Consider the following 25020-nt stretch of genomic DNA (forward strand, 5'->3'; position numbering starts at 1 on the left):
TTCCAACAACTTAGGAACTTTCGCCATGTCCATCCTGTCCCGCCCCGAATTCCACGACGAAGCCAAGGCCTTCGAACACGTCGAGGCGATCTTGTGGCCGAACGGTCCGGTTTGCCCAAAGTGCGGGTCCGTGGATAAGCACTACAAATTGAAGGGCGTCCGCACCAAGCCCTCCAAGAAAAACCCGAACGGCGTCGAGCGGCACGGCCTGTACAAGTGCAGCGCTTGCCGCGCACAGTTCACCGTCCGCATGGGTTCGATCTTCGAAGAAAGCCATTTGCCGCTCACCAAGTGGCTACAGGCTATCCACCTCATGTGCGCCTCTAAGAAGGGCGTCAGCGCTCACCAGATGCACAGGATACTCGAATGCACCTATGAAGCCGCTTGGTTCCTGTGCCATCGCATTCGGCTTGCAATGGCGTCTGGCGAACTCTCCCCGCTTGGCGGCAACGGCAAGACTGTCGAGGTTGACGAAACCTACATCGGTCGCCTCAAGGACACCCCGGTCAAGCGTGGCGCTGGTCACAAAAACACCGTTGTCACGCTGGTTGAACGCGGCGGTCGCGCTCGTTCCTTCCACGTCGATACCGCCCGCATCGGAACGATCATGCCAATCGTGCGCGCCAACATTGCCAAGGAAAGCGCGTTGATGACGGACGAGTCCGGTATCTATCGCCGCGTGGGCCAGGAATTTGCCTCGCACGATTTCGTCACGCATTCCAAGGACGAATACGTTCGCGGCACCATCCACACCAATACGGTCGAAGGCTTCTATTCGATCTTCAAGCGTGGAATGAAGGGCGTCTATCAGCATTGCGCCGAACACCATCTGCACCGCTACTTGGCCGAATTCGACTTCCGCTATTCGAACCGGATTGCCATGGGCGTTGATGACGGCACCCGCGCTTTCATCGCCTTGAAGGGTGCCGCCGGCAAGCGGTTGACCTATCATAGACCTGCTTGACGAAAAGAGGACGCACTTTCGAAAACCGGTGCAGCTAGAGTTGCCGCTCTGGCGATATGCGAAACCCTCCGCTCCCAGCAAACAGATCAAGGGGATTCCCAAACGAAAGCGGCGGTGATATACTCACCGCCGCCGTAGTTTCTTGGCTGTGGCCCACATCGAGGCTCCATGACCGCCAGTCAGGGAGCCTCTTTCATTTACCCCGCGCCGTGACCGTGAGCGTGTCACAGGCTGGGGGAACCCTTCTTATGAACACCGTCGCATCCTTTCTCCGAGCGCCATTGCCCGACGATGGGCATAAGGCCAGAAAGATTCGATTCGGTCAAGGGGCAGTGAACTGGCTATCTGAACTGGTGTTGATAACTGAAATGAACTGGCGTATATGTCGCGCACAATAGGAGAGTGTGACATGGCCGCTGACGACGCTTCGACCCGATTCCCCTTCATCAGTCTCGAAAAGGCGCTGGCAAAAGCGCAGCAGCTTTTTGACGGCGACCGCAGTGGCAAGGCGATGCCCGTGCCGACTGCTTTCGAGTTGTGGGGATATAGCCCAAAGAGCAGCGGCGGGTTTCAAACCACGGGCGCGCTCAAGTACTATGGCCTCTTGGAAGATGAGGGCGCCAATGCAGACCGCAAGGTCAAGCTTACCACCGCCGCGCGCCGATATTTTCTTGATGAGCGGGATGAGATTCGCGCGGCTATGATTGCCGACTTTGCATTGAACCCTCCGCTATTTCGGGCGCTTTGGACTAAGGACGGATGGAGCGAGGGGGTCCCTGCTGACACGGTCGCCCGGAGCCATTTGAAAGTTGAGCGAAACCTCAACGATCAATCGTCTCGCTCGCTTCTCACAATCTTCAAAGAAAATATCCAGTTTGCCGGGTTGAAGCCTAGCGTAATTCAGGACGACCCTTTAGAATCGCCCGTCCAAGCGGAGCCAGATACCAAGGCTTCGCCGGAACCAGAGCGAGGTAAGATCATGCATCCGGCAGCACTACCTACGATGGAAATTCCACGGGCGTTTGCAAATGTTGTTCCCCCATCCCCGGAAAGCGGCGTGGCGATTGACGCTCGCATCGTTGGTGGCCGTGTTATCATCAATGCGGACGTGGATTTGAAAGGTTTACGGAAACTTCGGCGTCAAATCGCTATGTTCGAACAGATGCTCTCGATGGATGATGAGGACGATGAAGGAAGCGAAAAAGACAAAGGCGTCTTCGGGTAGCCAACCGCAAATCGATAAATTCCGTGACGCGGCGCGTGAACTGAAAACAGATCAGTCCGACGCCGCCTTTGAAGCTGTGGTGAACAAGATTGCCCACGCGCCAAAGCTGACCCAGGAACAGATAAAAGAGTTTCTGCGCCGCCAGCGAGAGAAGAAGGCGACTGAGTGAATTACCGCTTCGCTAGAGCCGGTATCGGAGCGTCGATAAGAGTTTTGTAGCTAGACGCAACGTGCCTGACGACGACGACTTGATCATCCGGGTTGGCTACTTTTCTCGATTCGAGCTGTAGCGTAATAGCTCCCTCAATCTGGATAATCATGTTTAGCTGTTCGGTGCTTAGATGGTCACGGACATTGCACTTAGGCGGCAGGTTCCATTTCGCGCGCAACTGTGCGGCGGTCCCACCAAACATCACTTGATAGATCATGTCGGTGTTGTTCGTGTAGTGGAACCATTCTGTCGCGCCATGCTCCTTGTAGGAATCTGTCGCCGTAACCCTGATCGTTTTGTTCCGCCCTCGCGTTTCAGCATGTTCAATGCTGCGGCGTAGGAGTTCGGCCTCCATCATATTGAAGGCTTGTATGTACCGTTCTTTCCAGAACATCGCCTTGGGGCCGGTAAAGGCCATCACAAGGAGCGAGAAGCCGTCCCTCGTCATTTTGTAGAGTGTGGCGAGCTTTTGTTCTGAGTAGTCGAATACGAGGAGCGCTCAAAATTGAGCGCTCTAAATTCCGGCGAGCATTCAAGGGCTTCGATTGAGCGAAGCACATTGTTGTGCTGCTTTTCGAAGCGTTCTGCCACGTCGATGGAATTTACAAAGAGCCTATCGTCGGTGAAGTCGAGGAGCTTCATCGCATCGAACATCGTCAGTTGCTGTTCGTCGGAACCCGAATCATCCATATTTCTACCCCATTGCGCCCAAAGGGGGAATCTAGCACGTCCGCTAAGCCAGCCCTAAATTAACCGGAGATTATCCCCGCCATTCCCCTACGGCTGGGTAGCGCGACAAGGTGAACGGCTAGAGGTCCTTGTCTGTCGGGTTAAAGACCTTCCGAGCTTTCAAATCGCCCCAGTAAAAGGTCAAGGCCAGCAACGCTGGAAAACCGATGCCGCCGACAACAAACAGCGAGATTGGACCAAACCAGTGGTAGGCCAGAATCCCAACAAAGCAGAGGATCATGCTTCCAACGAAACTGCTAAATGGCACGGGCATCATGGATGGATCTGTAGCAGAGCGTTGGTCAGCAGTCATTAGGAACAGATTGGGTTTGTCAACCATACAATCGCCCCAAAAAACCGGGTTCAAACCGTGAACAAAATCTGACATGGTGCGGCCATGCCTATCATCTCACCTCTACCCCTCAACCCCCTTCTCGACGGTCGCCAGTCGGAGCGTGCCATGCTGGTCAGGCGTGGCGTGCAGCGGCTGCTCAAGCAGATGGGCGCGCATGTCTTGCCCGAACTGTCGCTGGCCACCGGGCGCCGCGCCGATCTCGTAGCGCTGACCCGCCAGGGCGATATCTGGATCATCGAGATCAAATCCTCGATCGAGGATTTCAGGGTCGACCGCAAATGGCCGGACTACCGGCTGCATTCCGACCGCTTCTTCTTCGCCACCCATCCCGGCGTGCCCGCGGAGATCTTTCCGGAAGAGTGCGGCTTCATTCTCTCCGACGGCTATGGTGCCGAGGTCCTGCGCGATGCGCCCGAGCACCGGATGGCGGCGGCGACGCGCAAGGCGCTGATGCTGAGGATCGCGCGCGCCGGTGCCGCGCGGTTGCTGGCGGCGGAGCTTGCCGGGGTGTCGGTGCCGGCGCTGGAGGGTGAGAGCGAGTAGGGGGTTTCCCTCTCCGTAGTCATGGAGGCTTGCGCTGCCCCGGCTGCCGCCACCTTGCATAAGAGACGATGTATGACTGCGGTGTTCCGCAAGGAACGCCAACAGCCGGCTGTAGCCTTCGTCTTCCCAGTGCAGGTCGAGATTGGAAATGAAACCCGGCACGAAGACGAGATCGAGCGATCCCTGGCCGACCACCTGATAGGCGATCCGCACGTCGCCGCTGAGCGCGTAGCGAGTTTCGATCGGCCTCACGAGGTTTGTCCGCCCGACCCGACGATTTCTTATCGCCGGATCATAGCAGAGCCGCGAGACTTGCGGCAGATGAAACCTTAGAGGGTGTGAATGTAGGCCCGCGGCGCCTACTTCTGTGACGCAGCCGTAGTCTCGGTGCTCGCTCCGCCGACGCTAAAACCTGCGCCCTCCGGCGCGCCCGGCCGCTTGATGTGTGGGGCGGCCGCGACGACAAGCTCGTTGAAGCCTTCGCCGCCGCTGTCGAGCATCTCGAACAATTGCCGGCGCATCCTCGGCTCCCAGAACTTGTTGATGTGCTCGGCGACGCCGGCAATGCCTTGCTCGCGCGGCTTGGAGTGGAAAAAGGCAGCGATCTGGTTGGCCATGCGAACCAGCTTTTCGCTGGTGCTCATGAGGTGGCCTTCGTCATGCGACATGCTTGGCAACTCCGGAAACCACGCGGTCAGGATGGGTGAAAATATCGAAATCATCGCCGCGCACCAGCGCCACCAGCGTCATGCCGGCGTCGTCTGCGGTGCGGATGGCAAGTGCCGTCGGCGCCGAGACGGCGATGATGAAGGCAGCACCGATCGCCGCGGTCTTCTGCACCATCTCGACCGAAACGCGCGACGTCACGACGACGGCCCCCGACCTGCCGTCGATACCGGCTTTGGCCAGCGCGCCGGCCAGCTTGTCCAGCGCATTGTGACGGCCGACATCCTCGCGCGCCATGACGATGCCCTTGCCGGGGAGGTAAAAACCGGCGGCGTGGACCGCGCCGGTCTCGGCGTGCAGCGGCTGCAGCTTCGACAAAAGCTTGACCGAGCGGACGATGTCATCGGCCTGAAGTGTAAGTTTCGACGCACCGACCGGATCGACCGAGCGCATCGCTTCCTCGATCGATTCGATGCCGCACAGCCCGCAGCCGACCGGGCCGGCGAGCCGTCTGCGACGCGCCTCGAAACGGGTGTTGGCCTGGTCCTTCAGCCGGATCTGGATATCGATGCCGGCGCCGTGATCCTCGACCTCGATGGCTTCGATTTCGTCTGGCGAGGCAATGATGCCTTCGGTCAGCGAGAAGCCGAGCGCGAAATCCTCGAAATCGGCCGGGCTTGCCATCATCACCGCATGCGTGGTGCCGGCAAAGGAGAATGCTACCGGCGTCTCTTCCGGCACCATGCGGTTGGCGGCCGCGGTGCCGCCGGCGCGGCGCGCGAGGCGGCTGATCTGGGTGACAGCACGACGTTTGGGCATCACGCGGCACCCCCCTCTGGCCTACCGGCCATCTCCCCCTCAAGGGGGGAGATTGGCAGTTCAGACGTAAGGCACCCTTCGACGCTGGTGATTGGCGAAAGCCGAGATGACATCCAATCTCCCCCCTTGAGGGGGAGATGGCCGGTAGGCCAGAGGGGGGTGCTCCGGCACGACGCCAAAACGCTACTCCGCTGCTTGCAGCGAGGCGATGCGGCGGCTTTGCTTTGCCTGCTCGTCATAGTCGCGCTGCCATTCCGACGGGCCGTTGGACGCGCCGACCTGCACCGCGGTCACCTTGTATTCCGGGCAGTTGGTCGCCCAGTCGGAGAAGTCGGTGGTGATAACGTTGGCCTGGGTGTCGGGGTGGTGGAACGTCGTATAGACGACGCCCGGCGACACCCGGTCGGTGATCAGCGCGCGCAGCGTCGTCTCGCCGGAGCGGCTGGTCAGCCGCACCCAGTCGCCATCGCGCAGGCCGCGATTTTCGGCATCATGCGGATGGATCTCCAGCCGATCCTCGCTGTGCCACACGACGTTGTCGGTGCGCCTAGTCTGCGCGCCGACATTATACTGCGACAGGATGCGGCCGGTGGTCAGCAGCAGCGGGAAGCGCGGCCCGGTCCTCTCGTCGGTCGCGACATATTCGGTGCGGATGAACTTGCCCTTGCCGCGCACGAAGCCGCCAATATGCATGATCGGCGTGCCTTCCGGCGACTTCTCGTTGCAGGGCCACTGCACCGAGCCCACCCGGTCGAGAAGGTCGAAGGAAACGCCGGAGAAGCTCGGCGTCGTCTTGGCGATCTCGTCCATGATCTCGGAGGGATGCGTGTAGTTCCAGCCGAGGCCGAGCGCCTTGGCGAGCTCCTGCGTCGTCTCCCAGTCGGCATAGCCGCATTTCGGCTCCATCACCTTGCGCACCATGTTGATGCGGCGCTCGGCATTGGTGAAGGTGCCGTCCTTCTCGAGGAAGGTCGAGCCGGGCAGGAACACATGCGCGTAGTTGGCCGTCTCGTTGAGGAAGAGGTCGTGCACGACGACACATTCCATCGCGGCGAGACCCGCGGCGACATGCTTGGTGTCGGGGTCCGACTGCAGGATGTCCTCGCCCTGTACATAGAGCCCCTTGAACGAGCCGTCGACGGCCGCGTCCAGCATATTGGGGATGCGCAGGCCGGGCTCGTCGTCGAGCTTGACGCCCCACAGGCTCTCATAGATGGCGCGCACCGCGTCGCCCGAAATGTGGCGGTAGCCGGGAAGTTCGTGCGGGAACGAACCCATGTCGCAGGAGCCCTGCACATTGTTCTGGCCGCGCAGCGGATTCACGCCGACGCCCGGCCGGCCGATATTGCCGGTCGCCATGGCGAGGTTGGCAATGGCGATGACGGTGGTCGAGCCCTGGCTGTGCTCGGTCACGCCGAGGCCGTAATAGATCGCGCCGTTGCCGCCGCGCGCATAGAGCCGCGCCGCGCCGCGTATGTCGTCGGGATCGACATTGGCGAGCTGACCGACGACCTCCGGGCTGTTTTCCGGCAGTGCCACGAACGATGCCCAGTCCTGGAACTCGTCCCAGTCGCAGCGCTCGCGGATGAACGCCTCGTCGAACAGGCCTTCGGTGACGATGACATGGGCAAGTGCGGTCAGCATGGCGACGTTGGTGCCCGGCTTCAGCGGCAGATGGAACTGCGCTTCGACATGGGCCGAGCGCACGATATCGGTGCGGCGCGGATCGAGCACGATCAGCTTGGCGCCCTGGCGCATGCGCTTTTTCATACGCGAGGCGAACACCGGATGCGCATCGGTCGGATTGGCGCCGATCAGCAGGATGACGTCCGTCTGCTCGATCGAATCGAAATCCTGCGTGCCGGCGGAGGTACCGAAGGTCTGGCCCAGGCCATAGCCGGTCGGCGAATGGCAGACGCGGGCGCAGGTATCGACATTGTTGTTGCGGAAGCCCTGCCGGACCAGCTTCTGGACGAGGTAGGTCTCCTCGTTGGTGCAGCGCGACGAGGTGATGCCGCCGATCGACGTGCGGCCGTACTGGTACTGGATGCGGCGGAATTCATTCGCCGTATGGGTGAGCGCCTCTTCCCACGACACTTCGCGCCACGGATCGCTGACCCGCTCGCGGATCATCGGCTTCAGGATACGGTCCTTGTGTGTCGCATAGCCATAGGCGAAGCGGCCCTTGACGCAGGAGTGGCCGTGGTTGGCCTTGCCTGCCTTGTAGGGCATCATGCGAATGACCTCGTCGCCCTTGACCTCGGCCTTGAATGAGCAGCCGACGCCGCAATAGGCGCAGGTGGTGACGGTCGAGCGCTCGGGCAGGCCTTTCGCCAGCACGGTTTTCTCCCTCAGCGCATCGGTCGGGCAGGCCTGCACGCAGGCCCCGCACGACACGCATTCGGAATCGACGAACGCCTCGTGCATGCCGGCCGAGACCCTGGATTCGAAGCCGCGGCCCTCGATGGTCAGCGCGAACGTGCCTTGCACCTCTTCGCAGGCGCGCACGCAGCGCGAGCAGACGATGCATTGCGCCGGATCATAGGTGAAATAGGGGTTCGATTCATCGCGGGCGATGTAGTCGATGGTCAGCGAGCCATGGCCGGGCGCCACGCCGTTTTCTTGCTCGACGTGGTTGCGGCCGTCCACGCCATAGCGGTTCTCGGTCAGGCCGACCGTCCTGACGACCTTGTCGAACTCGCTGGCGCCGGTGCCGGCCGTCTCGCCCCACGCAGCCGGATGGTCAGAGACATAGAGCTCCATCACGCCGCGACGAATGGCGTTCAGCCGGTCGCTCTGGGTATGCACGACCATGCCTTCGCCAACCGGCGTCGTGCACGAGGCCGGCGTGCCGCCGCGCCCGTCGATCTCGACGAGGCAGACCCGGCAGGAGCCGAACGAGTCCAGCATGTCGGTGGCGCAGAGTTTCGGGATTTCAACGCCCGCTTCCATCGAAGCGCGCATGATCGAGGTACCCGCCGGCACCGTCACCGGCTTGCCATCGACGGTCAGCGTCACCTGCTGTTCCGCTTCGGAGGCGGGTGTGCCGTAGTCGATTTCCTGGACCAGCGATTTGATGTCGAATGCCGCGTTCATGCCTGTCCGCTCCTATTCCGCTGCTTCGGCGACCGGCGTCGGCCGAAAGTCGTCCGGGAAATGGTTGAGTGCACTCATCACTGGATATGGGGTGAAGCCGCCGAGAGCGCAAAGCGAGCCGAACTTCATCGTGTTGCAAAGGTCGGTGACCAGCGCGATCTGCTTTTCCGGTTCGATGTTCTCAGCGAGCCGGTCCAGCACCTCGACGCCGCGCGTCGAGCCGATGCGGCAGGGCGTGCACTTGCCGCAGCTCTCGATGGCGCAGAATTCCATGGCGAAGCGCGCCTGCTTCAGCATGTCGGCGCTGTCGTCGAAAACGACGATGCCGGCGTGGCCGATCAGCCCGTCCTTGGCCGCGAACGCCTCGTAGTCGAACGGCGTGTCGAACAGGGCGCGCGGGAAATAGGCGCCGAGTGGGCCACCGACCTGCACCGCTTTGACTGGGCGACCCGTTGCCGTGCCGCCACCGATATCGTCGACGATCTCGCCCAGAGTCATGCCGAACGCCGCCTCGTAGAGACCAGCATATTTGACGTTGCCGGCGATCTGGATCGGGATGGTGCCGCGCGAACGGCCCATGCCGAAATCCTTGTAGAAGGCGGCACCCTTGTCCATGATCACCGGTACCGAGGCCAGCGAAATGACGTTGTTGATCACCGTCGGCTTGCCGAACAGGCCCTTATGCGCCGGCAGCGGCGGCTTGGCCCGCACCTGTCCGCGCTTGCCTTCGAGGCTGTCGAGCAGGGCGGTCTCTTCGCCGCAGACATAGGCGCCGGCGCCGACGCGGACTTCCATGTCGAACGAATTGGGCGAGCCGAGCACATTGACGCCGAGCACGCCGGCCCTGAGGGCGATCTCGACGGCCTTCTGCATCACCGCCACCGCATGCGGATATTCGGAGCGAATATAGATGAAGCCCTTGGTCGCGCCCGTGGCGATGCCGGCGATCGTCATGCCTTCGATCAGCACGAACGGGTCGCCTTCCATGATCATGCGGTCGGCGAACGTACCGGAATCGCCTTCATCGGCATTGCAGACGATGTATTTGCGGTCGGCCGACGTATCGAGGACCGTCTTCCATTTGATGCCGGTCGGGAAGCCGGCGCCGCCACGACCGCGCAGCCCGGACTCGGTCACCTGCTTGACGATGTCGGCCGGTGTCATCGCCACCGCATTCTGCAGGCCGTTCAGCCCGCCATGCGCCTTGTAGTGATCGAGCGACAGCGGATCGGTGACGCCGCAACGTGCAAAGGTCAGCCGCGTCTGTTTGGCCAGGAACGGGATCTTGTCCGGTGCGCCCAGCCAGCGCTTGTGATGGCCGCCGGTGAGGAAGCCGCAGTCGAACAGGCTTTTGACGTCGGATGGCTTGACCGGCCCATAGGCGACGCGGCCATTGGCCGTCGCCACTTCGACCATCGGCTCGAGGAAATAGGCGCCGCGCGAGCCGTTGCGCACGATCTTGGCCTCGATGCCGCGCTCGGCCAACTCCGCCCGAACCGCCTTGGCGACCTTTTCCGCACCCAGCGCCAGCGCGCCGGAATCGCCGGGAATATAGATGCGCGGGATCATGAGCGCACCTCGGCAACGATCTCATTGAGCTTTTCGTCGTCGAGCCGCCCGAACACCTCGCCGTCCAGCATCGCCGATGGCGAGCAGGCGCAAAGGCCAAGGCAATAGACCGGCTCCAGCGTCACCGAACCGTCGCGGGTTGTCTCGTGGAAACCGATGCCCAGCATTGATTTGAGCTTGGCGGCAATCGCATCCGAGCCCATCGACTGGCAGGCTTCCGCCTGGCAGAGCTTCAGCACATGGCGGCCGGCGGGCTGGCTGCGATAATCGTGATAGAAGGTGACGACGCCATGCACCTCGGCCCTGGCGATGTTCAGCGCCTCGGCAATCACCGGCAGCGCGTCCTGCGGCACATAGCCGAACTCTTCCTGTATGCCGTGCAGGATCGGCAACAGCGGGCCTTCGAGGCCTTTCAGCTCGTGGATGATCGCCGCCGTGCGCGATGCGATCTCGGTACTTGCAGGCTGCATCGTCATGCAGCGCCCTCCCTGGTCGTGGCGGTCTTCCGCTAAGTGCTTAGGAAATCAGAGGAAACCCGCTAAATCAATAAAGCCGATCCGTTGCTCGATAGAAATTTTCTATCGATCTCGATCACCAGCGTTATCTAGCCTAGCGGCGGGCGCGGAAATCGTCCGCCAGCGCCATTGCCTCGTCCAACAGCGCCGAGACCAGCGGCGTGTGCGGTTCGCGCGGCGCCGCCACCAGCCCGACGGTGTGGCTGGCATCCGGCTCGACGATCGGGATAGCCCGGATCGGCTCGGAAAAGCCAAACGTTTCCGCAAGGTTAAGCGGCATGATCGACGACCATTTGCCGGTGCGGATATGTGAAAACAGCACGATCATCGAGTTGGATTCCAGTGTCGGCCGCACCTGCACGCCGGCTTCGGCCAGATGCTGGTCGATGATGCGGCGGTTCTGCATGTCCGGCGTCAGCAGGCAGAGCGGCAGCTGGGAGAGTTCCGCCCATGTCACTTTGTCGCGGTCGAAATGTGGGTTCCCGACAGCGGTGATCAGCTGGTAGCGTTCGTCGTAGAGCGGCACGCTGGTGACGCGTCCGAGCGGCTCGTTGTCGAGATAGGTGATGCCGGCATCGATGTCGAAATTGCCGAGCAGCGACAGCACCTCGATCGAGGTCCGCGACAGCACCGAGAAGGTGACGCCGGGGTGCTTTGCCCGAAACGGCGTGGTCAATCGCGCCACCATGGCCAGCGCCGTAGGGATCGCGGCGATGCGGATGCGTCCTGACAGGCCGTGGCGTGCCGCCCGCATCTCCTCGCGCATGGTCCTGCTGTCGCCGACGATGCGGCGCGCCCACACCAGCACCTGCTTGCCTTCCGGCGTCAGCCCCTGGAAGCGCGAGCCGCGCAGCACCAGCATCACGCCGAGCTGGCCCTCCAGCTGCTTGATGCCGGCCGAAAGCGTCGGTTGGGTGACGCCGCACACCTCCGCCGCGCGGCCGAAATGTTCTTCCCTGGCGAGTGCTATGAAGAATTCCAGCTTGTCGATCATGCCGTCGGGAGCCTGTCACGGACGCTATGTCCGATCTTAGCGCGCAAGGTCGGGGAAATCGCCTTCGGCCGCAAGCCGCCTGTGCAAATCGCCCGCATCCACATCTTTCAGCCGGCTTACTGTTTCCCGCGATGGAACGCGGCGCTATGTGGATGGGACGGGGTCGTGGACTGGACACGACGGGAGACCGAAACATGCTGGGCTGGTTCCGCAAGCTTTTGCCGCGCGAAGATCGCTTCTTCGACCTGTTCGAGCGGCATTCCCGCACTGTGGTCGGCGGCGCTGAGGCACTGCAGCAGCTTTTGCAGGGCAACGACATCGACCGCTGGTGTCAGACGATCATCGATCTCGAGGACGAAGCCGATCAGATCACCGCGGAAGTTCTGCTGGCCGTGCGCCGCTCCTTCATCACGCCCTTCGATCGCGGCGACATCAAGGACCTGATCCAGTCGATGGATGATGCCATCGACATGATGCACAAGACCGTCAAGACGGTAAGGTTGTTCGAAAAGAAGGAATTCGACCCGCTGATGCAGGAAATGGGGGCCGTCATCGTCGAGGCCGCCAAGTTGGTGGCCGAGGCGATCCCACTGCTCGGCAAGGTCGGGGCGCATACGGTGCGCCTCAACGCCATCGCCGAGGAGGTCATGCGCGCCGAAGGCCGGGCCGACGACCTGCACGAACAGGGCCTGAAGGACCTGTTCAAGCGGCACGGCCGCAGCGATCCGATGGCCTATCTGATCGGCAGCGAGATCTACGGCCAGCTGGAAAAGGTGGTCGACCGCTTCGAGGACGTCGCCAACGAAATCAGCGGCATCGTCATCGAGAACGTATAGTGGAAGCCGCGATAGCCTTTCCGGTGCTGGTCGGCCTTGTCGCCGTCGCACTGTTCTTCGATTTCCTCAACGGCCTGCACGATGCCGCCAACTCCATCGCGACAATCGTCTCCACCCGCGTGCTGAGGCCGCATTATGCGGTGTTCTGGGCGGCTTTCTTCAATTTCATCGCCTTCATGTTCTTCGGTCTCCACGTGGCGGAGACGCTGGGAACCGGCATCATCGACGCCAGCATCGTCACGCCAGCAGTGATCTTCGCAGCACTTGTCGGCGCCATCGTCTGGAATATCGTCACCTGGCTCGTCGGCATTCCGTCCAGCAGCTCGCACGCGCTGATCGGCGGCTTGGTCGGCGCCGGCGTTGCCAAGGCCGGCACCGGCGCCATCGTCTGGGCCGGATTGGGCAAGACGACGGCGGCCATCGTGCTATCGCCGGCGGCAGGCTTTCTGCTGGCGCTCGTCTTGATCCTCGCGGTCTCCTGGCTGTTCCTGCGGCAGACGCCGTTCGCCGTCGACAGCACCTTCCGCGTCATGCAGTTCTTTTCCGCCTCGCTCTATTCGCTCGGCCATGGCGGCAACGACGCGCAGAAGACCATGGGCATCATCGCCGTGCTGCTCTATTCGCAAGGCATGCTCGGCGCGAATTTTTACGTGCCGCTGTGGGTCGTCATCACCTGTCAGTCGGCGCTGGCGCTGGGCACGTTGCTCGGCGGCTGGCGCATCGTCCACACAATGGGATCGAAGATCACCCGGCTGAACCCGATGCAGGGTTTCTGCGCCGAGACCGGCGGTGCGATCACCCTGTTCGCCGCCACCTGGCTCGGTATTCCGGTATCGACCACGCACACGATCACCGGCGCCATCATTGGCGTCGGCGCCGCCCGCCGCGTCTCAGCCGTTCGCTGGGGCATTGCCGGCAACATCGTGGTTGCCTGGATTATCACCCTGCCAGCAACCGCGGCGATTGCGGCTCTCACCTACCTCGCGGTCGGCCTGGCAAGGTGACAGACTGCGCGGCGGTGCGTGAACGCCGTATCTACCTGTCCACAAGGTTCAGGATGTTGCCGTCCGGATCCTTAAACCATGCGACCTTCATGCCCTGACCGACATGAACGTCACCCTCCAGTGTCAGGCCGGGCATGTCGTAATGCTCGAAGGCCACGCCCTTCGATTTCAACGCCTCAACGATTTTGCCGAGCTCGTCGCCGACCGTCCAGGTCACAGCCGTCGCCTTGTTGGTCCCAGCGAAATTCGAACGGTACACGTTGATGCTGGTATCGCCGCTTTTATAGACGATCAGTTCGCCACCTCCATTGTGCACCTCTTTCAGGCCGAGCGTCCCTTCGTAGAAAGCCCTGGCCTTGGCCAGGTCCTTCACTGCGAGATTGGCCGTTGCGTTGCTGTTTGCGAGCATGATCGTCTCCTTCCCTTGATGTCGTGCTCATGCTGCTCCTTCAGATAGGTCGTAGCGGATGGTTGGCGACCGTCGATCAGGCAAATCTGACAGCGTCGGTCCGTTTTCCGGGGCACACCAGGCCGGCTGTTGCTCCACGACTTGGTTCTCTCCGGAAACTGCACTATCTCAGGCGCGAGCTTGCATAAGGAAGATCTGATGTCCGTCACCAAGGAAATCGTCATCGAACGCCTGAAGACGGTCAACGGGCCGGATTTCACCGGCAATATCGTCGACCTCGGCATGGTTTCCGAGATTTTCATTGCCGATGCCAAGGTGTTCTTCTCGATCACCGTTCCCGCTGCGCGTGCCCAGGAGATGGAGCCGCTGCGTGCGGCCGCCGAGCGTGTCGTCAAGGCGATCCCCGGTGTCGCCGGCGCCGTGGTCGCGCTGACGGCGGAAAAGAAGGGCGGCGGCATGGAGGCGCCGGTTCCGCAAAGACCGGCTCAGAGGCCCGCTCCGCCGGCCGCACCTGCTCGTCCAGCGCCGCAGGCGCCCGCCTCGCACAGCCAGGGCAAGCGCGGCGTACCAGGCATCGACGCCATCATCGCTGTTGCTTCCGGCAAGGGCGGCGTCGGCAAGTCGACCACCGCCGTCAATATCGCCCTTGGCCTTGCCGCCAACGGGTTGCGGGTCGGCGTGCTCGATGCCGATATTTATGGCCCGTCCATGCCACGCCTGCTCAACATTCATGGCCGGCCGCAGACCGTCGACGGCAAGATCCTGAAGCCAATGCAGAACTATGGCCTCAAGGTCATGTCGATGGGCTTCCTCGTCGATGAGGAGACGCCGATGATCTGGCGCGGGCCGATGGTGATGTCGGCATTGACGCAAATGCTGCGCGAAGTCGAATGGGGACCGCTCGACGTGCTCGTCGTCGACATGCCGCCCGGCACCGGCGACGCCCAGCTGACCATGGCCCAACAGGTGCCGCTGGCCGGCGCCGTCATCGTCTCGACGCCACAGGACCTGGCCCTGATCGATGCGCGCAAAGGCCTCAACATGTTCAGAAAGGTCGACGTGCCGCTGTTGGGCATCGTCGAAAACATGAGCTATTTTCTCGCCCCCGATACGGGGAAACGCTACGACATCTTCGGCCATGGCGGCGCCCGCCGTGAGGCCGAGCGCCTCGGCGTCACCTTCCTTGGCGAAGTGCCGCTCGAGATGGGCATCCGCGAAAGCTCCGATGCCGGCACGCCGGTGGTGGTCTCGAAGCCCGATAGCGCCGAGGCGAAAATCTATCGCGACATCGCCGCCAAGGTCTGGCACCGCGTCAATGAAGAGCGCGGCGCGGCCGAGGCTGCAGTGCCGAGCATCGTGTTCGAGTGATGCGGATGTCCCTCCCCAAGTCGGCCCCTTGAGGGGAGGTGGCCGCAAGGGTCGGGTGGGGTCCGCGACGACATGCTCGAACTTTTCCGGGATAGCGGGCTGACAAACCACGATCCCCTCTGGCGCGGAGGCAGATGTGTGTCTATCGCACCAAAGTGCGGATTCGGATGGCGCGTGCCCTTGCCTGCTCCCGCGCGTTGTCATATCGATTTGTCATACAAATACGGAGACCACGATGGCAGGCGCCCCCACCAGCAAGAAAAAATTTCGCTCGCAAGAGTGGTTCGACAATCCCGACAATCCGGGCATGACAGCACTTTATCTGGAGCGCTACCTGAATTACGGGCTGACGCGGGCCGAACTGATGTCCGGCAAGCCGCTGATCGGCATCGCCCAGACCGGCTCGGACCTGTCGCCCTGCAACCGCCATCACATCGAACTGGCCAAGCGCGTGCGCGAGGGCATCGTCTCGATGGGCGGCATTCCTTTCGAGTTTCCTTGCCACCCGATCCAGGAAACCGGCAAGCGGCCGACAGCTGCGCTCGACCGCAACCTTGCCTATCTCAGCCTGGTCGAGGTGCTCTACGGCTATCCGCTCGACGGCGTGGTGCTCACCATCGGCTGCGACAAGACGACGCCGGCCATGCTGATGGCCGCGGCTACCGTCAACATTCCGGCTATCGCGCTTTCGGTCGGCCCGATGCTCAACGGCTGGCACAAGGGCAAGCGCACCGGCTCCGGCACCATCGTCTGGGAATCGCGCCAGCGCCTGTCGGCCGGCGAGATCGGCTATGACGAGTTCATGGACATCGTCGCCTCCTCGGCGCCGTCGACCGGCTATTGCAACACGATGGGCACCGCTACCACGATGAATTCGTTGGCCGAGGCGCTCGGCATGCAATTGCCGGGCTCGGCCGCAATCCCCGCCCCCTATCGCGAACGCGGCCAGATCGCCTATGAGACTGGAAAGCGCATCGTCGACATGGTGCATGAGGATCTGAAGCCCTCCGACATCATGACCCGCAAGGCCTTCGAGAACGCCATCGTCGTCAACTCGGCGATCGGCGGCTCGACCAATGCGCCGATCCACCTCAACGCCATCGCCCGCCACCTCGGCGTGCCGCTCGACAACAACGATTGGCAGAAGGTTGGCCTCAACATTCCGCTCATCGTCAATCTGCAGCCGACCGGCGAATATCTCGGCGAGGACTATCACCATGCCGGCGGCGTGCCGGCTGTGATCGCCGAACTGATGAAGGGCGGCATGCTGCCCTATCCGGAAGCCATGACCGCTAACGGCAAGACCATCGGCGACAATTGCAGCGGCGCCGTCAACGAGAACCTCGACGTCATCCGCACGATTGCCGAGCCGCTGAAAGCCAATGCCGGCTTCATCAACCTCAAGGGCAATCTGTTCGATTCGGCGATCATGAAGACCAGTGGCATCTCGCCCGAATTCCGCGAACGCTATCTGTCGAACCCGAAGGACCCAGAAGCGTTCGAGGGCAACGCCATGGTCTTCGACGGCCCCGAGGATTATCACGCCCGCATCGACGACCCGGCACAGGGCATCGACGAGCACACCATCCTGTTCATGCGCGGCGCCGGCCCGATCGGCTATCCCGGCGGCGCCGAAGTCGTCAACATGCAGCCGCCTGCCTATCTGATCAAAAAGGGCATCCACGCGCTGGCCTGTATCGGCGACGGTCGTCAGTCAGGCACGTCGGGCTCGCCGTCGATCCTCAACGCCTCGCCGGAAGCCGCCATCGGCGGCGGCCTGGCGCTGCTGAAGACCGGCGATCGCGTCCGCATCGACCTGCGCAAGGGTACCGCCGACATCCTCGTCAGCGACGACGAGATCACGCGGCGCCGCGCCGAGCTGCAGAACAATGGCGGCTATCACTATCCGAAGCACCAGACGCCGTGGCAGGAAATCCAGCGCGGCATGGTCGACCAGTTTTCCGAAGGCATGGTGCTGAAGCCGGCGGTGAAGTACCAGGATGTGGCTCATACAAGCGGCGTGCCGAGGGACAATCACTGACCAGGGTCCGTCGCACGAGCCGTCAGGTCGCCAGCGTAACGGTCACCTCATTTCTCCCCGTTAACAGCCCGCTAACGGGGAGAAATGCCCGCCACAGAGTTGGACGCGGTCATTTGTCAAAAGCGATTGCTCCCGCGAGAACGGGAATGCTTGACAAGCGGGCGTGACAAATCCACGATCATCGTAAGGGGTGCATCGCGACGACCCCGTGAGGCGTCAGCCCAACGTTCGCGTCCAAGCTTCTCTTTCAAGGAGGTGGACGCCATGCCGTCAACAACCGCTATCACTGTATCGCAACTGTCTCGTCTGATTGGGCTGCCGGGTGCGCCCGCAATCATCGATGTCCGCACCGATGATGACTACAACGCCGATCCGCGCCTGTTGCCGGGCTCAACCCGGCGTGACTTCAAGGCTGTCGCCACCTGGGCTGGCGAATTCACTGGCCAGCAAGTGACGGTCGTCTGCCAACAGGGAAAAAAGCTCTCGCAAGGCGTGGCCGCATGGCTGCGGCACGAGGGCATTGCCGCCGAATCGCTCGAAGGCGGGTTTGAGGCATGGCGCGATGCCAAGGGGCTTTTGGTTCACACCGGCAAGATACCGCCCGCCGATGCCAAGGGCCGCACCGTTTGGGTGACGCGTACGCGCCCGAAGGTCGATCGCATCGCGTGCCCCTGGCTGATCCGACGCTTCATCAATCCTCACGCGGTCTTTCTCTTCGTCGAGCCGGCCGAAGTGGCGGCCGTCGCCGATCGCTTTCAGGCCGTGCCTTTCGACATCGAGAACGTGTTCTGGAGCCACCGCGGCGAACGCTGCACCTTCGATACCATGATCGAGGAGTTCGGACTAAAATCCGAAGCGCTCGATCGCCTCGCCACGATCATACGCGCTGCCGATACTGCGAGCCTCGATCTTGTCCCACAGGCGGCCGGGTTCCTGGCCGCCTCGCTTGGCCTGTCACGGATGTTTCGCGACGATCTGGAGCAGCTCGAGGCCGGCATGCTGCTTTACGATGCGTTCTTCCGCTGGTGCCGCGATGCCACCGAGGAGACGCATAACTGGCCGGCCGCCGGCACGGGCAATCTCGGCGCGGGCAAGCCTTCGTGAGCGCCGTCCTTTCGAAAGAGCCGCCGGAGATCCAAGAGCCGGTTGTGCCGAGCTTCCGGCAGGCCGTGAAAGTCTGGGCGAAAATCGGCGTGCTCAGCTTTGGCGGCCCGGCCGGGCAGATCGCACTCATGCACAAGGAATTGGTCGAGGAACGGCGCTGGATCGGCGAACAGCGTTTCCTGCATGCGTTGAACTACTGCATGCTGCTGCCTGGCCCCGAGGCCCAGCAACTTGCCATCTATATCGGCTGGTTGCTGCACAAAACGGTCGGCGGCCTTGTTGCCGGCATTCTCTTCGTCGTGCCGGGCGCGCTTGTCATGCTCGTCCTGAGCAGCCTCTATGCGCTCTATGGCGATGTACCACTCGTCGCGGCGCTGTTTTTCGGGGTCAAGGCGACCGTGCTCGCCATTGTCATCGAGGCGGTGATCCGGATCGGCAGACGCGCGCTGAAAAACCCCGTCATGGTGTCGATCGCACTCGCCGCCTTCATCGCGATCTACGCGTTGAACGTGCCGTTTCCGCTGATCGTCCTGCTTGCCGGCCTGGCAGGCTGGATCGGCAACCGTAGTGCGCCGGCATTTTTTTCCGGCGCTTCGCATGGCAAGGGCGATGTTCCCGAGATCAAGGGCGCGGTCGATCTGATGTTCGAGCGCGGTGAACTGACCCACGTCAGGCCGACGCGATGGCACGCGCCGCGCATCTTGGCGATCTGGCTGCCGATCTGGCTCGGGCCTGTTCTGCTGGTCTGGGCTGTCACCGGCTCGGCCAGCGTCTGGACGCAAATCGGTGGCTTCTTCAGTGTCATGGCGGTCGTTACCTTCGGCGGCGCCTACGCGGCCCTTGCCTATGTGGCGCAGGCAGCGGTCGAGTACTTCGGCTGGCTGGCACCCGGTGAAATGGTCGACGGCCTCGGACTTGCCGAAACCACGCCGGGCCCGCTCATCCTGGTCTTGCAGTTCGTCGGCTTCGTCGCCGCCTTCCGCCAGTCGGGCTCGCTGGCGCCGCTGCTTGCCGGGTTGTTTGGCGGGCTGTTCACGCTGTGGGCGACGTTTACCCCATGTTTCCTGTGGATATTCCTTGGCGCGCCTTACATCGAAGCGCTGCGCGGCAACAAGGCGCTGTCGGCGGCGCTCGGCGCAATCACCGCCGCCGTCGTCGGCGTCATCATGAATCTCGCTCTATGGTTCGGCTTGCACGTCATCTTCGGCGAAGTGCGCAATGTCGGGCTTGGAATGGACGTGCCGGTGCTTTCATCGATAGACTGGCGCGCGGCGCTGCTTTCCTGTGCCTCGATGATCGCCATTCTGAAGCTGAAAATCGGCATGCTGCCGACGCTTGCCGGATCGGCGCTGGCCGGCGTCTTGTTGCTGGCGGCGAGCGGCTAACGCTCAGCCGCCCATTCTGCCGCGCGGCAGCTTGATCATATCGCCGAAACGGGCGCGCAATTTGTCGTCGACGGGCTTCGGCACATGGCGCGGGAAGCGTTCGGCAAGCACGCGTTTCTTCTCGATGATCGCCCGCTGCAAGATGTCGGGCCTGCCTTTCTCATTCCATTCCTTCGGCGAAAAGCGGTCGCCGACGGTCGGATAGAAATATTCGGTCTGCATCAGCCGCAGCGTCTGCTCGTTGCCGAGATAATGGCCCGGGCCCTTCAGGCAGACATCGGCGATGGTGTCGATGGACAGCGACTCGTCCGTCACCTCGATGCCGCGCACGCAGCGCAGGCAGTGGCCGAGCATGTCGTTGTCGATGATCAGGCTCTCAAGGCAAAAGCCGAGCAGCGAGGCGTGCATGCCGGCCGATTCGTAAACCAGGTTGAGGCCGGCAAGACCGGCCATCACGTCGGTTATGCCCTTTTCGTAGCCTGACTGAATGTCAGGCAGTTTCGAATCCGTCATGCCGGCGGCCGAACCGCCCGGCAGGTCGTAAAATTGTGCCATCTGCGCGCAGGCCGCGGTCAGCACCGCCTGCTCGGCCGAACCGCCCGACATGGCGCCGGTCCGGAGGTCCGAGACGAACGGCCAGGTGCCGAAGATTGCCGGGTGGCCCGGCTTGATGGCGTTGACATAGATTAGGCCGACCAGCACTTCGGCGACCGCCTGCACCACGGCACCGGCAATCGCCGCCGGTGCCGTCGCACCTGCCTGGCCTGCCGACAGCAGCAGGATCGGAATGCCGCCCTCGACACAGGCTTCGAGCACGCCGCAGGCGTCCTCGGCAAACTTCATCGGCGGCACGACGAAACAGTTCGAATTGGAGACGAAAGGCCGCGCGCGAAAATTCTCTTCGCCGCCGGCGATGGCATAGAGCATGTCGAGCGCCGGCTTGACGTTCTCACGCACGGTAAACGAGGTGCCGACATGCTTCGACGTGCCCATGACACAGGCGTAGAGCGTGTTGAAATCCATATCGAGCGGGTCGGGGATGTCGCGTGGCACCATCGGCCGCTGGAAGAAATGGATGTTGTCGAGCCCCTCGACCAGACGCGCCGCATCGTAAATGTCCTGCAGCAGCGACTCGCGATACTCACGCTTTTCGACATCGACAAGATGCACCGCAGCACCAGCCGTGCCGTAATGCACACGCTTGCCCTGGATCACCATGTCGTGCTTCGGATCCTGGCCGTGCAGGGTGAAATGCCGCGCCGCTTTCTTGATCGTTTCGACCACCAGACCGCGAGGAAAGCGCAGGCGGCCGTCCTCGCCAAGCGTTGCGCCGGCCTTGGTCAGTACCTCAATGCAAGAGGGGATGGCGTTGGCGAAACCGACCGTCTCCAAAAGGGTAAGCACGGCCTCGTGGATACGTTCGCAATCATTGCCGCTGAGCGGGCTGTAGCTTCCGCCTTCGAGGCCGGCGCGCACCGGCTTGACGTCGTCGGCGAGCGGTGCCGCCCGCATGGCGCGGCGCGCCTCGCGCCCGCCGGACCGCCGCGAACGCTGGTCTGCGGACACGTCCTGCTTCTCATGGGCCATTGGCATGAAGGCACTCCAACTTTAGCTGCGGAGCGGGCGCGGCGGTTGGTCCACCATCGGCCTGCTTCGTCCCCTTTATACAGCGACTATGCCGCCGGCATTGGCACAGCCTATGTGCCAGCCGGTCCCGTCGCATATGCCAAGGAGCTAAAGAACCGGAGCCGCACTACATGCGCCAGGCTCCGGTCGGGGAAGGGAGATCAGGCCGCTGCCGGCCTGCGTCCAGCTGCCGTCGCCAGTTCGCGGATGCCGGGTTCGATGTGCTGCAACGCGATCGAGGAAATGCCCAAGCGCATGAAACGCGATGGCTTTTCGGTGCGGTCGAAGAAGCGGTCGCCAGGCTCGATGATGACGCTGCGCGAGGCCGCGGCCTCCGCCAGCCCGCGCGAATCGGTGCCGCGCGGTCCCTCGAGCCAGAGCGACGTGCCGCCGGCCGAATCGGTCGAGCGCCACTCCGGCAGGAAGGCGGAAATCGCATGGACCAGACGCTTGCGCCTCTCGTCGAAGGCGCTCGACAGCCGCCGCACCAGCGCCTCGTGATGGCCGAGCGACAGGAACAATGCGACGGCGCGCTGGTTGTTTGCCGGCGGGTGGCGCAGCATGAAGCGGCGCAGCGCCCGAAGCTCGGAGATCAGCCCGGCCGAGGCGACGATGTAGCCGAGCCTGAGGCCGGGAGCCAGCGTCTTCGACATCGAGCCGACATAGACGACGCGGCCGGACCGATCGAGGCTCTTCAGCGCCTGCTGCGGCGCCTCGTCCAGGAGCTGGCTGTCATATCCGTCCTCGATGATGATCTGGTTGTAGCGGTTGGCGCGCGCCAAAAGATCCTGCCGCCGCTCTGCCGACAGCGGCACCATGGTCGGGCAATGGTGGCTGGGCGTGACGAAGACGAAGCCGGAATCATTGGGAATGGCCGAGGTTACGATGCCGGAGTGGTCGACCGGAACCGGCTGGATGTCGGCGCCGGCCAGCCGGAAGATCGAACGTGCATCGGGATAGCCCGGGTCCTCCATCGCCACCTTCGAGCCCTTGGTCATCAACAGCGTCGCCAGCATGTAAAGCGCGTTCTGCGCGCCCAGCGTCACGATGATCTCGTCCGGATTGGCGAAGATGCCGCGCCGCGGCAACAGCCGTGCCTGGATCTGCTCGATCAGGAGGGGATCGTCGCGGTCGACCATGTCGGACGCCCAGTTGCGGATTTCGAGCACCGCCAGCGCCATGCGGTTGCACTCGCGCCATTCGGCGGTCGGGAACAGCGCCGGGTCGAACTGGCCATAGACGAAGGGGTAGGACGATTTGATCCAGTTGTCGTGCTTGGCCGGCGGTGGCATGTCGCTCGCCGCGATCTGCCGGCGGGCCTTCCAGTCGATCTCGTTGGCTTGGTCGGGCGCCTTCTGGTGCGGTTTGGCCGGCGTCGCCAGCACTTCGGGATTGACGAAGTGGCCGCGGCGCTCGCGCGCCACCAGGAAGCCCTGGTCGACCAGCTGCTGGAAGGCCAGCACCACGGTGCCACGCGCTACGCCGAGTTTTTCGGCGAGAATCCGGCAGGACGGAAGCGGCATGGAAGCCGCGATCTGCCGGTCGAGGATGGCGGCGACGATCGCCTGACGGATCTGCGCCTGCAGGGTCTGACCGGATTCCGCCGAAATCCGGAACAGGCCGGACCATATGGCCGTGTCGTTTCTCTGTGGCATGGGAGATGTTCCTCGATGGCCAGCTTTTTTCACTTGGCTGGACCAGTCGAATGTACCGGTGGCACAAGGTGTTGCGCCAATCAATTTTTCTGATCGCTGGGATTTATGCCAGTGATCCTTTGCGCCGGCCCACGCTGCTCTGCGGCATCGCTGCGCATTGAAACGGATGGAATTCGACCCGATAGTTTGCCGCGACGACACGCGCCGGAAACATCCGGCCTGATAAGATGCATCTCAAGAGACCGGAGCGAAGCAGTGGATCAATCGTCCTTTCAAAAGCAGCTCGACTTGTTGCGCGATCATCGTGCGGCCAAATCGGGCTCGATGCGCGAGGCTTTCGCTGCCGATCCGCAGCGCTTCGAGAAATTCTCCGCCAGCGACGGCGACCTGCTGCTCGACTGGTCGAAATGCGCGGTCGATGCGCGGACGATGGAGTTGCTGGAGAACCTAGCTGAGGCCGCCGACCTCGAAGGCCGGCGCGACGCGATGTTTGCTGGCAAGAAGATCAACGTCACCGAAGGCCGCGCCGTGCTGCATACCGCGCTGCGTAACCTTACCGGCAAAGGCATCGTGCTCGACGAGGGCCAGGACGTGAAGGCGGAAGTCCTCGGCGTACTCGACGCGATGGGCGCCTTCGCCGACGCGGTGCGTTCCGGTAAGGCGGCCGGCGCGACCGGCAAGAAGATCACCGACATCGTCAACATCGGCATCGGCGGCTCCGATCTCGGCCCGGCCATGGCGACCTTGGCGCTGGCGCCCTATCATGACGGGCCGCGCGCGCATTACGTGTCCAATATCGACGGTGCCCATATCCACGACACGTTGAAGGGTCTTTCCGCCGAAACCACCCTGTTCATCATCGCCTCCAAGACCTTCACCACGGTTGAGACGATGACCAATGCCGAGACGGCACGCAGATGGGTCGAGAAGGCGCTCGGCAAGGAAGCGGTCGGCAAGCATTTCGCCGCCGTCTCGACGGCGCTCGACCTGGTCGCCAAATTCGGCATCGCAGCCGACCGCGTCTTCGGCTTCTGGGACTGGGTCGGCGGCCGCTATTCCGTCTGGGGTGCGATCGGCCTGCCGGTGATGATCGCCATTGGCCCGAAGGATTTTCGCGCCTTTCTCGACGGCGCCCATGAGATGGACGAGCATTTCCGCACCGCGCCGCTGGCGAAGAACCTGCCGGCGCTGATGGGGCTGATCGGCTGGTGGCATCGCGTGATCTGCAAATATCCGGCTCGCGCCGTCATCCCCTACGATCAGCGTCTGTCCAGGCTGCCGGCCTATCTGCAGCAGCTCGACATGGAATCGAACGGCAAGAGCGTCACCCTGGATGGCGGCGCTGTAACGACGCCGACCGGCCCGCTGGTCTGGGGCGAGCCCGGCACCAACGGCCAGCACGCCTTCTTCCAGCTTCTGCATCAGGGCACCGATTTCATTCCGGTCGAATTCCTCGCCGCTGCCGTCGGCCACGAGCCGGAACTGAAGCATCACCACGACCTTCTGCTTGCCAATTGCCTGGCGCAGTCGGAAGCCTTCATGAAGGGCCGCACGCTGGAGGAAGCCCGCGCGCAGATGCTGGCGAAAGGCATGAAGCCCGCCGATGTCGACAGGATTGCTCCGCACCGCGTCTTCTCCGGCGACCGCCCCTCAGTGACGATCCTCTACAGGAAGCTCGACCCACATACATTCGGACGGCTGATTGCGCTTTACGAACATCGCGTCTTCGTCGAAGGCACGCTGTTCAACATCAACTCCTTCGACCAGTGGGGCGTCGAGCTCGGCAAGGAACTGGCGACCGGGCTGCTGCCCGTCGTTGAAGGCAAGGAGAATGCCGCAAAGCGGGATGCCTCGACTGCCGGACTGGTGGAATACATTCACCGCTTGCGCGGCCCGGAGTGAAAAG

The 25020-nt window shown here is 62.7% G+C and carries 22 protein-coding genes and 1 pseudogene; 12 read left to right on the forward strand and 11 right to left on the reverse strand.

What is annotated here, in order from left to right; genetic code table 11:
• Nucleotides 1–25: 25 nt before the first annotated feature.
• The 3 genes from NKH05_RS16900 to NKH05_RS16910 all read left to right on the forward strand — a co-directional run bounded on the left by NKH05_RS16900 (nt 26) and on the right by NKH05_RS16910 (nt 2358).
• Nucleotides 26–964 (forward strand): IS1595 family transposase, encoded by a 939-nt coding sequence (locus NKH05_RS16900; protein ID WP_353025779.1) that lies wholly within the window; start codon nt 26–28, stop codon nt 962–964.
• Between the two features lie 409 nt (nt 965–1373).
• Nucleotides 1374–2189: a hypothetical protein gene (locus NKH05_RS16905; RefSeq protein WP_353025781.1), complete on the forward strand. Its 816-nt coding sequence runs from the start codon at nt 1374–1376 to the stop codon at nt 2187–2189.
• Complete coding sequence (locus NKH05_RS16910; protein WP_353025782.1) at nt 2152–2358, forward strand: hypothetical protein; 207 nt, start codon at nt 2152–2154, stop codon at nt 2356–2358. Before NKH05_RS16905 ends, NKH05_RS16910 begins: the two co-directional genes overlap by 38 nt.
• 1 nt (nt 2359) lies before the next feature.
• Here the strand turns inward: NKH05_RS16910 and NKH05_RS16915 are convergent.
• Nucleotides 2360–3090 (reverse strand): annotated as a pseudogene (locus tag NKH05_RS16915) (Rha family transcriptional regulator).
• Between the two features lie 118 nt (nt 3091–3208).
• Nucleotides 3209–3517: a hypothetical protein gene (locus tag NKH05_RS16920; protein WP_353025784.1), complete on the reverse strand. Its 309-nt coding sequence runs from the start codon at nt 3515–3517 to the stop codon at nt 3209–3211.
• Between the two features lie 9 nt (nt 3518–3526).
• Here NKH05_RS16920 and NKH05_RS16925 point away from each other — a divergent pair, with 9 nt between their 5' ends.
• The gene (locus NKH05_RS16925; protein ID WP_352493730.1) at nt 3527–4027 is read left to right on the forward strand and encodes an MmcB family DNA repair protein; all 501 of its coding nucleotides are present in this window, start codon (nt 3527–3529) and stop codon (nt 4025–4027) included.
• 72 nt (nt 4028–4099) lie between these two features.
• Entirely contained in the window at nt 4100–4360 is a 261-nt protein-coding gene (locus NKH05_RS16930) for a hypothetical protein (protein ID WP_198030469.1), read from the forward strand.
• A 26-nt stretch (nt 4361–4386) separates the two neighbouring features.
• Here NKH05_RS16930 and NKH05_RS16935 read toward each other — a convergent pair whose 3' ends face one another.
• From NKH05_RS16935 to NKH05_RS16960, 6 genes are all read right to left on the reverse strand, one after another.
• Nucleotides 4387–4695 carry a formate dehydrogenase subunit delta gene (locus NKH05_RS16935; RefSeq protein ID WP_352483304.1) on the reverse strand — a complete coding sequence of 103 codons (309 nt, stop codon included), beginning with the start codon at nt 4693–4695 and terminating at the stop codon, nt 4387–4389.
• The gene (fdhD, locus tag NKH05_RS16940) at nt 4685–5512 is read right to left on the reverse strand and encodes a formate dehydrogenase accessory sulfurtransferase FdhD (RefSeq protein WP_502907301.1); all 828 of its coding nucleotides are present in this window, start codon (nt 5510–5512) and stop codon (nt 4685–4687) included. Before fdhD ends, NKH05_RS16935 begins: the two co-directional genes overlap by 11 nt.
• Nucleotides 5513–5695: 183 nt before the next feature.
• Nucleotides 5696–8608: a formate dehydrogenase subunit alpha gene (gene fdhF / locus NKH05_RS16945; protein WP_352483303.1), complete on the reverse strand. Its 2913-nt coding sequence runs from the start codon at nt 8606–8608 to the stop codon at nt 5696–5698.
• 12 nt (nt 8609–8620) lie between these two features.
• Nucleotides 8621–10177, reverse strand: coding sequence for a formate dehydrogenase beta subunit (locus NKH05_RS16950; protein ID WP_352548823.1), 1557 nt, complete (start codon nt 10175–10177; stop codon nt 8621–8623).
• On the reverse strand, nt 10174–10653 hold the full coding sequence (locus NKH05_RS16955) for a formate dehydrogenase subunit gamma (RefSeq protein WP_353025785.1): 480 nt from the start codon (nt 10651–10653) through the stop codon (nt 10174–10176). The genes NKH05_RS16950 and NKH05_RS16955 overlap by 4 nt, the downstream gene beginning before the upstream one ends.
• Before the next feature lie 133 nt (nt 10654–10786).
• Nucleotides 10787–11686 carry a LysR family transcriptional regulator gene (locus NKH05_RS16960; RefSeq protein WP_352483301.1) on the reverse strand — a complete coding sequence of 300 codons (900 nt, stop codon included), beginning with the start codon at nt 11684–11686 and terminating at the stop codon, nt 10787–10789.
• Between the two features lie 194 nt (nt 11687–11880).
• On the opposite strand from NKH05_RS16960, the gene NKH05_RS16965 reads away from it, so the two are divergent.
• Both NKH05_RS16965 and NKH05_RS16970 read left to right on the forward strand, forming a co-directional pair.
• Entirely contained in the window at nt 11881–12522 is a 642-nt protein-coding gene (locus tag NKH05_RS16965) for a DUF47 domain-containing protein (RefSeq protein WP_023717896.1), read from the forward strand.
• A complete protein-coding gene (locus NKH05_RS16970) occupies nt 12522–13526 on the forward strand; it encodes an inorganic phosphate transporter (protein ID WP_023717895.1) in 1005 nt (334 codons plus the stop codon). The genes NKH05_RS16965 and NKH05_RS16970 overlap by 1 nt, the downstream gene beginning before the upstream one ends.
• A gap of 31 nt (nt 13527–13557) precedes the next feature.
• Here NKH05_RS16970 and NKH05_RS16975 read toward each other — a convergent pair whose 3' ends face one another.
• On the reverse strand, nt 13558–13935 hold the full coding sequence (locus tag NKH05_RS16975) for a VOC family protein (protein WP_023717894.1): 378 nt from the start codon (nt 13933–13935) through the stop codon (nt 13558–13560).
• 195 nt (nt 13936–14130) lie between these two features.
• Between NKH05_RS16975 and NKH05_RS16980 the strand changes: the two genes are divergently transcribed.
• The 4 genes from NKH05_RS16980 to chrA all read left to right on the forward strand — a co-directional run bounded on the left by NKH05_RS16980 (nt 14131) and on the right by chrA (nt 19833).
• Nucleotides 14131–15303 carry an Mrp/NBP35 family ATP-binding protein gene (locus tag NKH05_RS16980; RefSeq protein ID WP_245278539.1) on the forward strand — a complete coding sequence of 391 codons (1173 nt, stop codon included), beginning with the start codon at nt 14131–14133 and terminating at the stop codon, nt 15301–15303.
• Between the two features lie 235 nt (nt 15304–15538).
• Nucleotides 15539–17344, forward strand: a complete 1806-nt coding sequence (locus tag NKH05_RS16985) for an IlvD/Edd family dehydratase (protein ID WP_023717892.1) — start codon at nt 15539–15541, stop codon at nt 17342–17344.
• A 264-nt stretch (nt 17345–17608) separates the two neighbouring features.
• Complete coding sequence (locus NKH05_RS16990) at nt 17609–18448, forward strand: chromate resistance protein ChrB domain-containing protein (RefSeq protein WP_023717891.1); 840 nt, start codon at nt 17609–17611, stop codon at nt 18446–18448.
• Nucleotides 18445–19833 (forward strand): chromate efflux transporter, encoded by a 1389-nt coding sequence (chrA, locus tag NKH05_RS16995; protein WP_352548818.1) that lies wholly within the window; start codon nt 18445–18447, stop codon nt 19831–19833. Before NKH05_RS16990 ends, chrA begins: the two co-directional genes overlap by 4 nt.
• A 3-nt stretch (nt 19834–19836) precedes the next feature.
• Here the strand turns inward: chrA and NKH05_RS17000 are convergent, their stop codons facing one another.
• Nucleotides 19837–21426, reverse strand: coding sequence for a trimethylamine methyltransferase family protein (locus tag NKH05_RS17000; RefSeq protein WP_352548817.1), 1590 nt, complete (start codon nt 21424–21426; stop codon nt 19837–19839).
• A gap of 194 nt (nt 21427–21620) precedes the next feature.
• Nucleotides 21621–23114 carry a MocR-like pyridoxine biosynthesis transcription factor PdxR gene (gene pdxR / locus NKH05_RS17005; RefSeq protein WP_352467513.1) on the reverse strand — a complete coding sequence of 498 codons (1494 nt, stop codon included), beginning with the start codon at nt 23112–23114 and terminating at the stop codon, nt 21621–21623.
• A gap of 255 nt (nt 23115–23369) precedes the next feature.
• Here pdxR and pgi point away from each other — a divergent pair, with 255 nt between their 5' ends.
• Entirely contained in the window at nt 23370–25016 is a 1647-nt protein-coding gene (pgi, locus tag NKH05_RS17010; protein WP_352493739.1) for a glucose-6-phosphate isomerase, read from the forward strand.
• Nucleotides 25017–25020: the final 4 nt, after the last annotated feature.

This window comes from Mesorhizobium sp. M1399 (assembly GCF_040317735.1).
GTDB lineage: Bacteria > Pseudomonadota > Alphaproteobacteria > Rhizobiales > Rhizobiaceae > Mesorhizobium.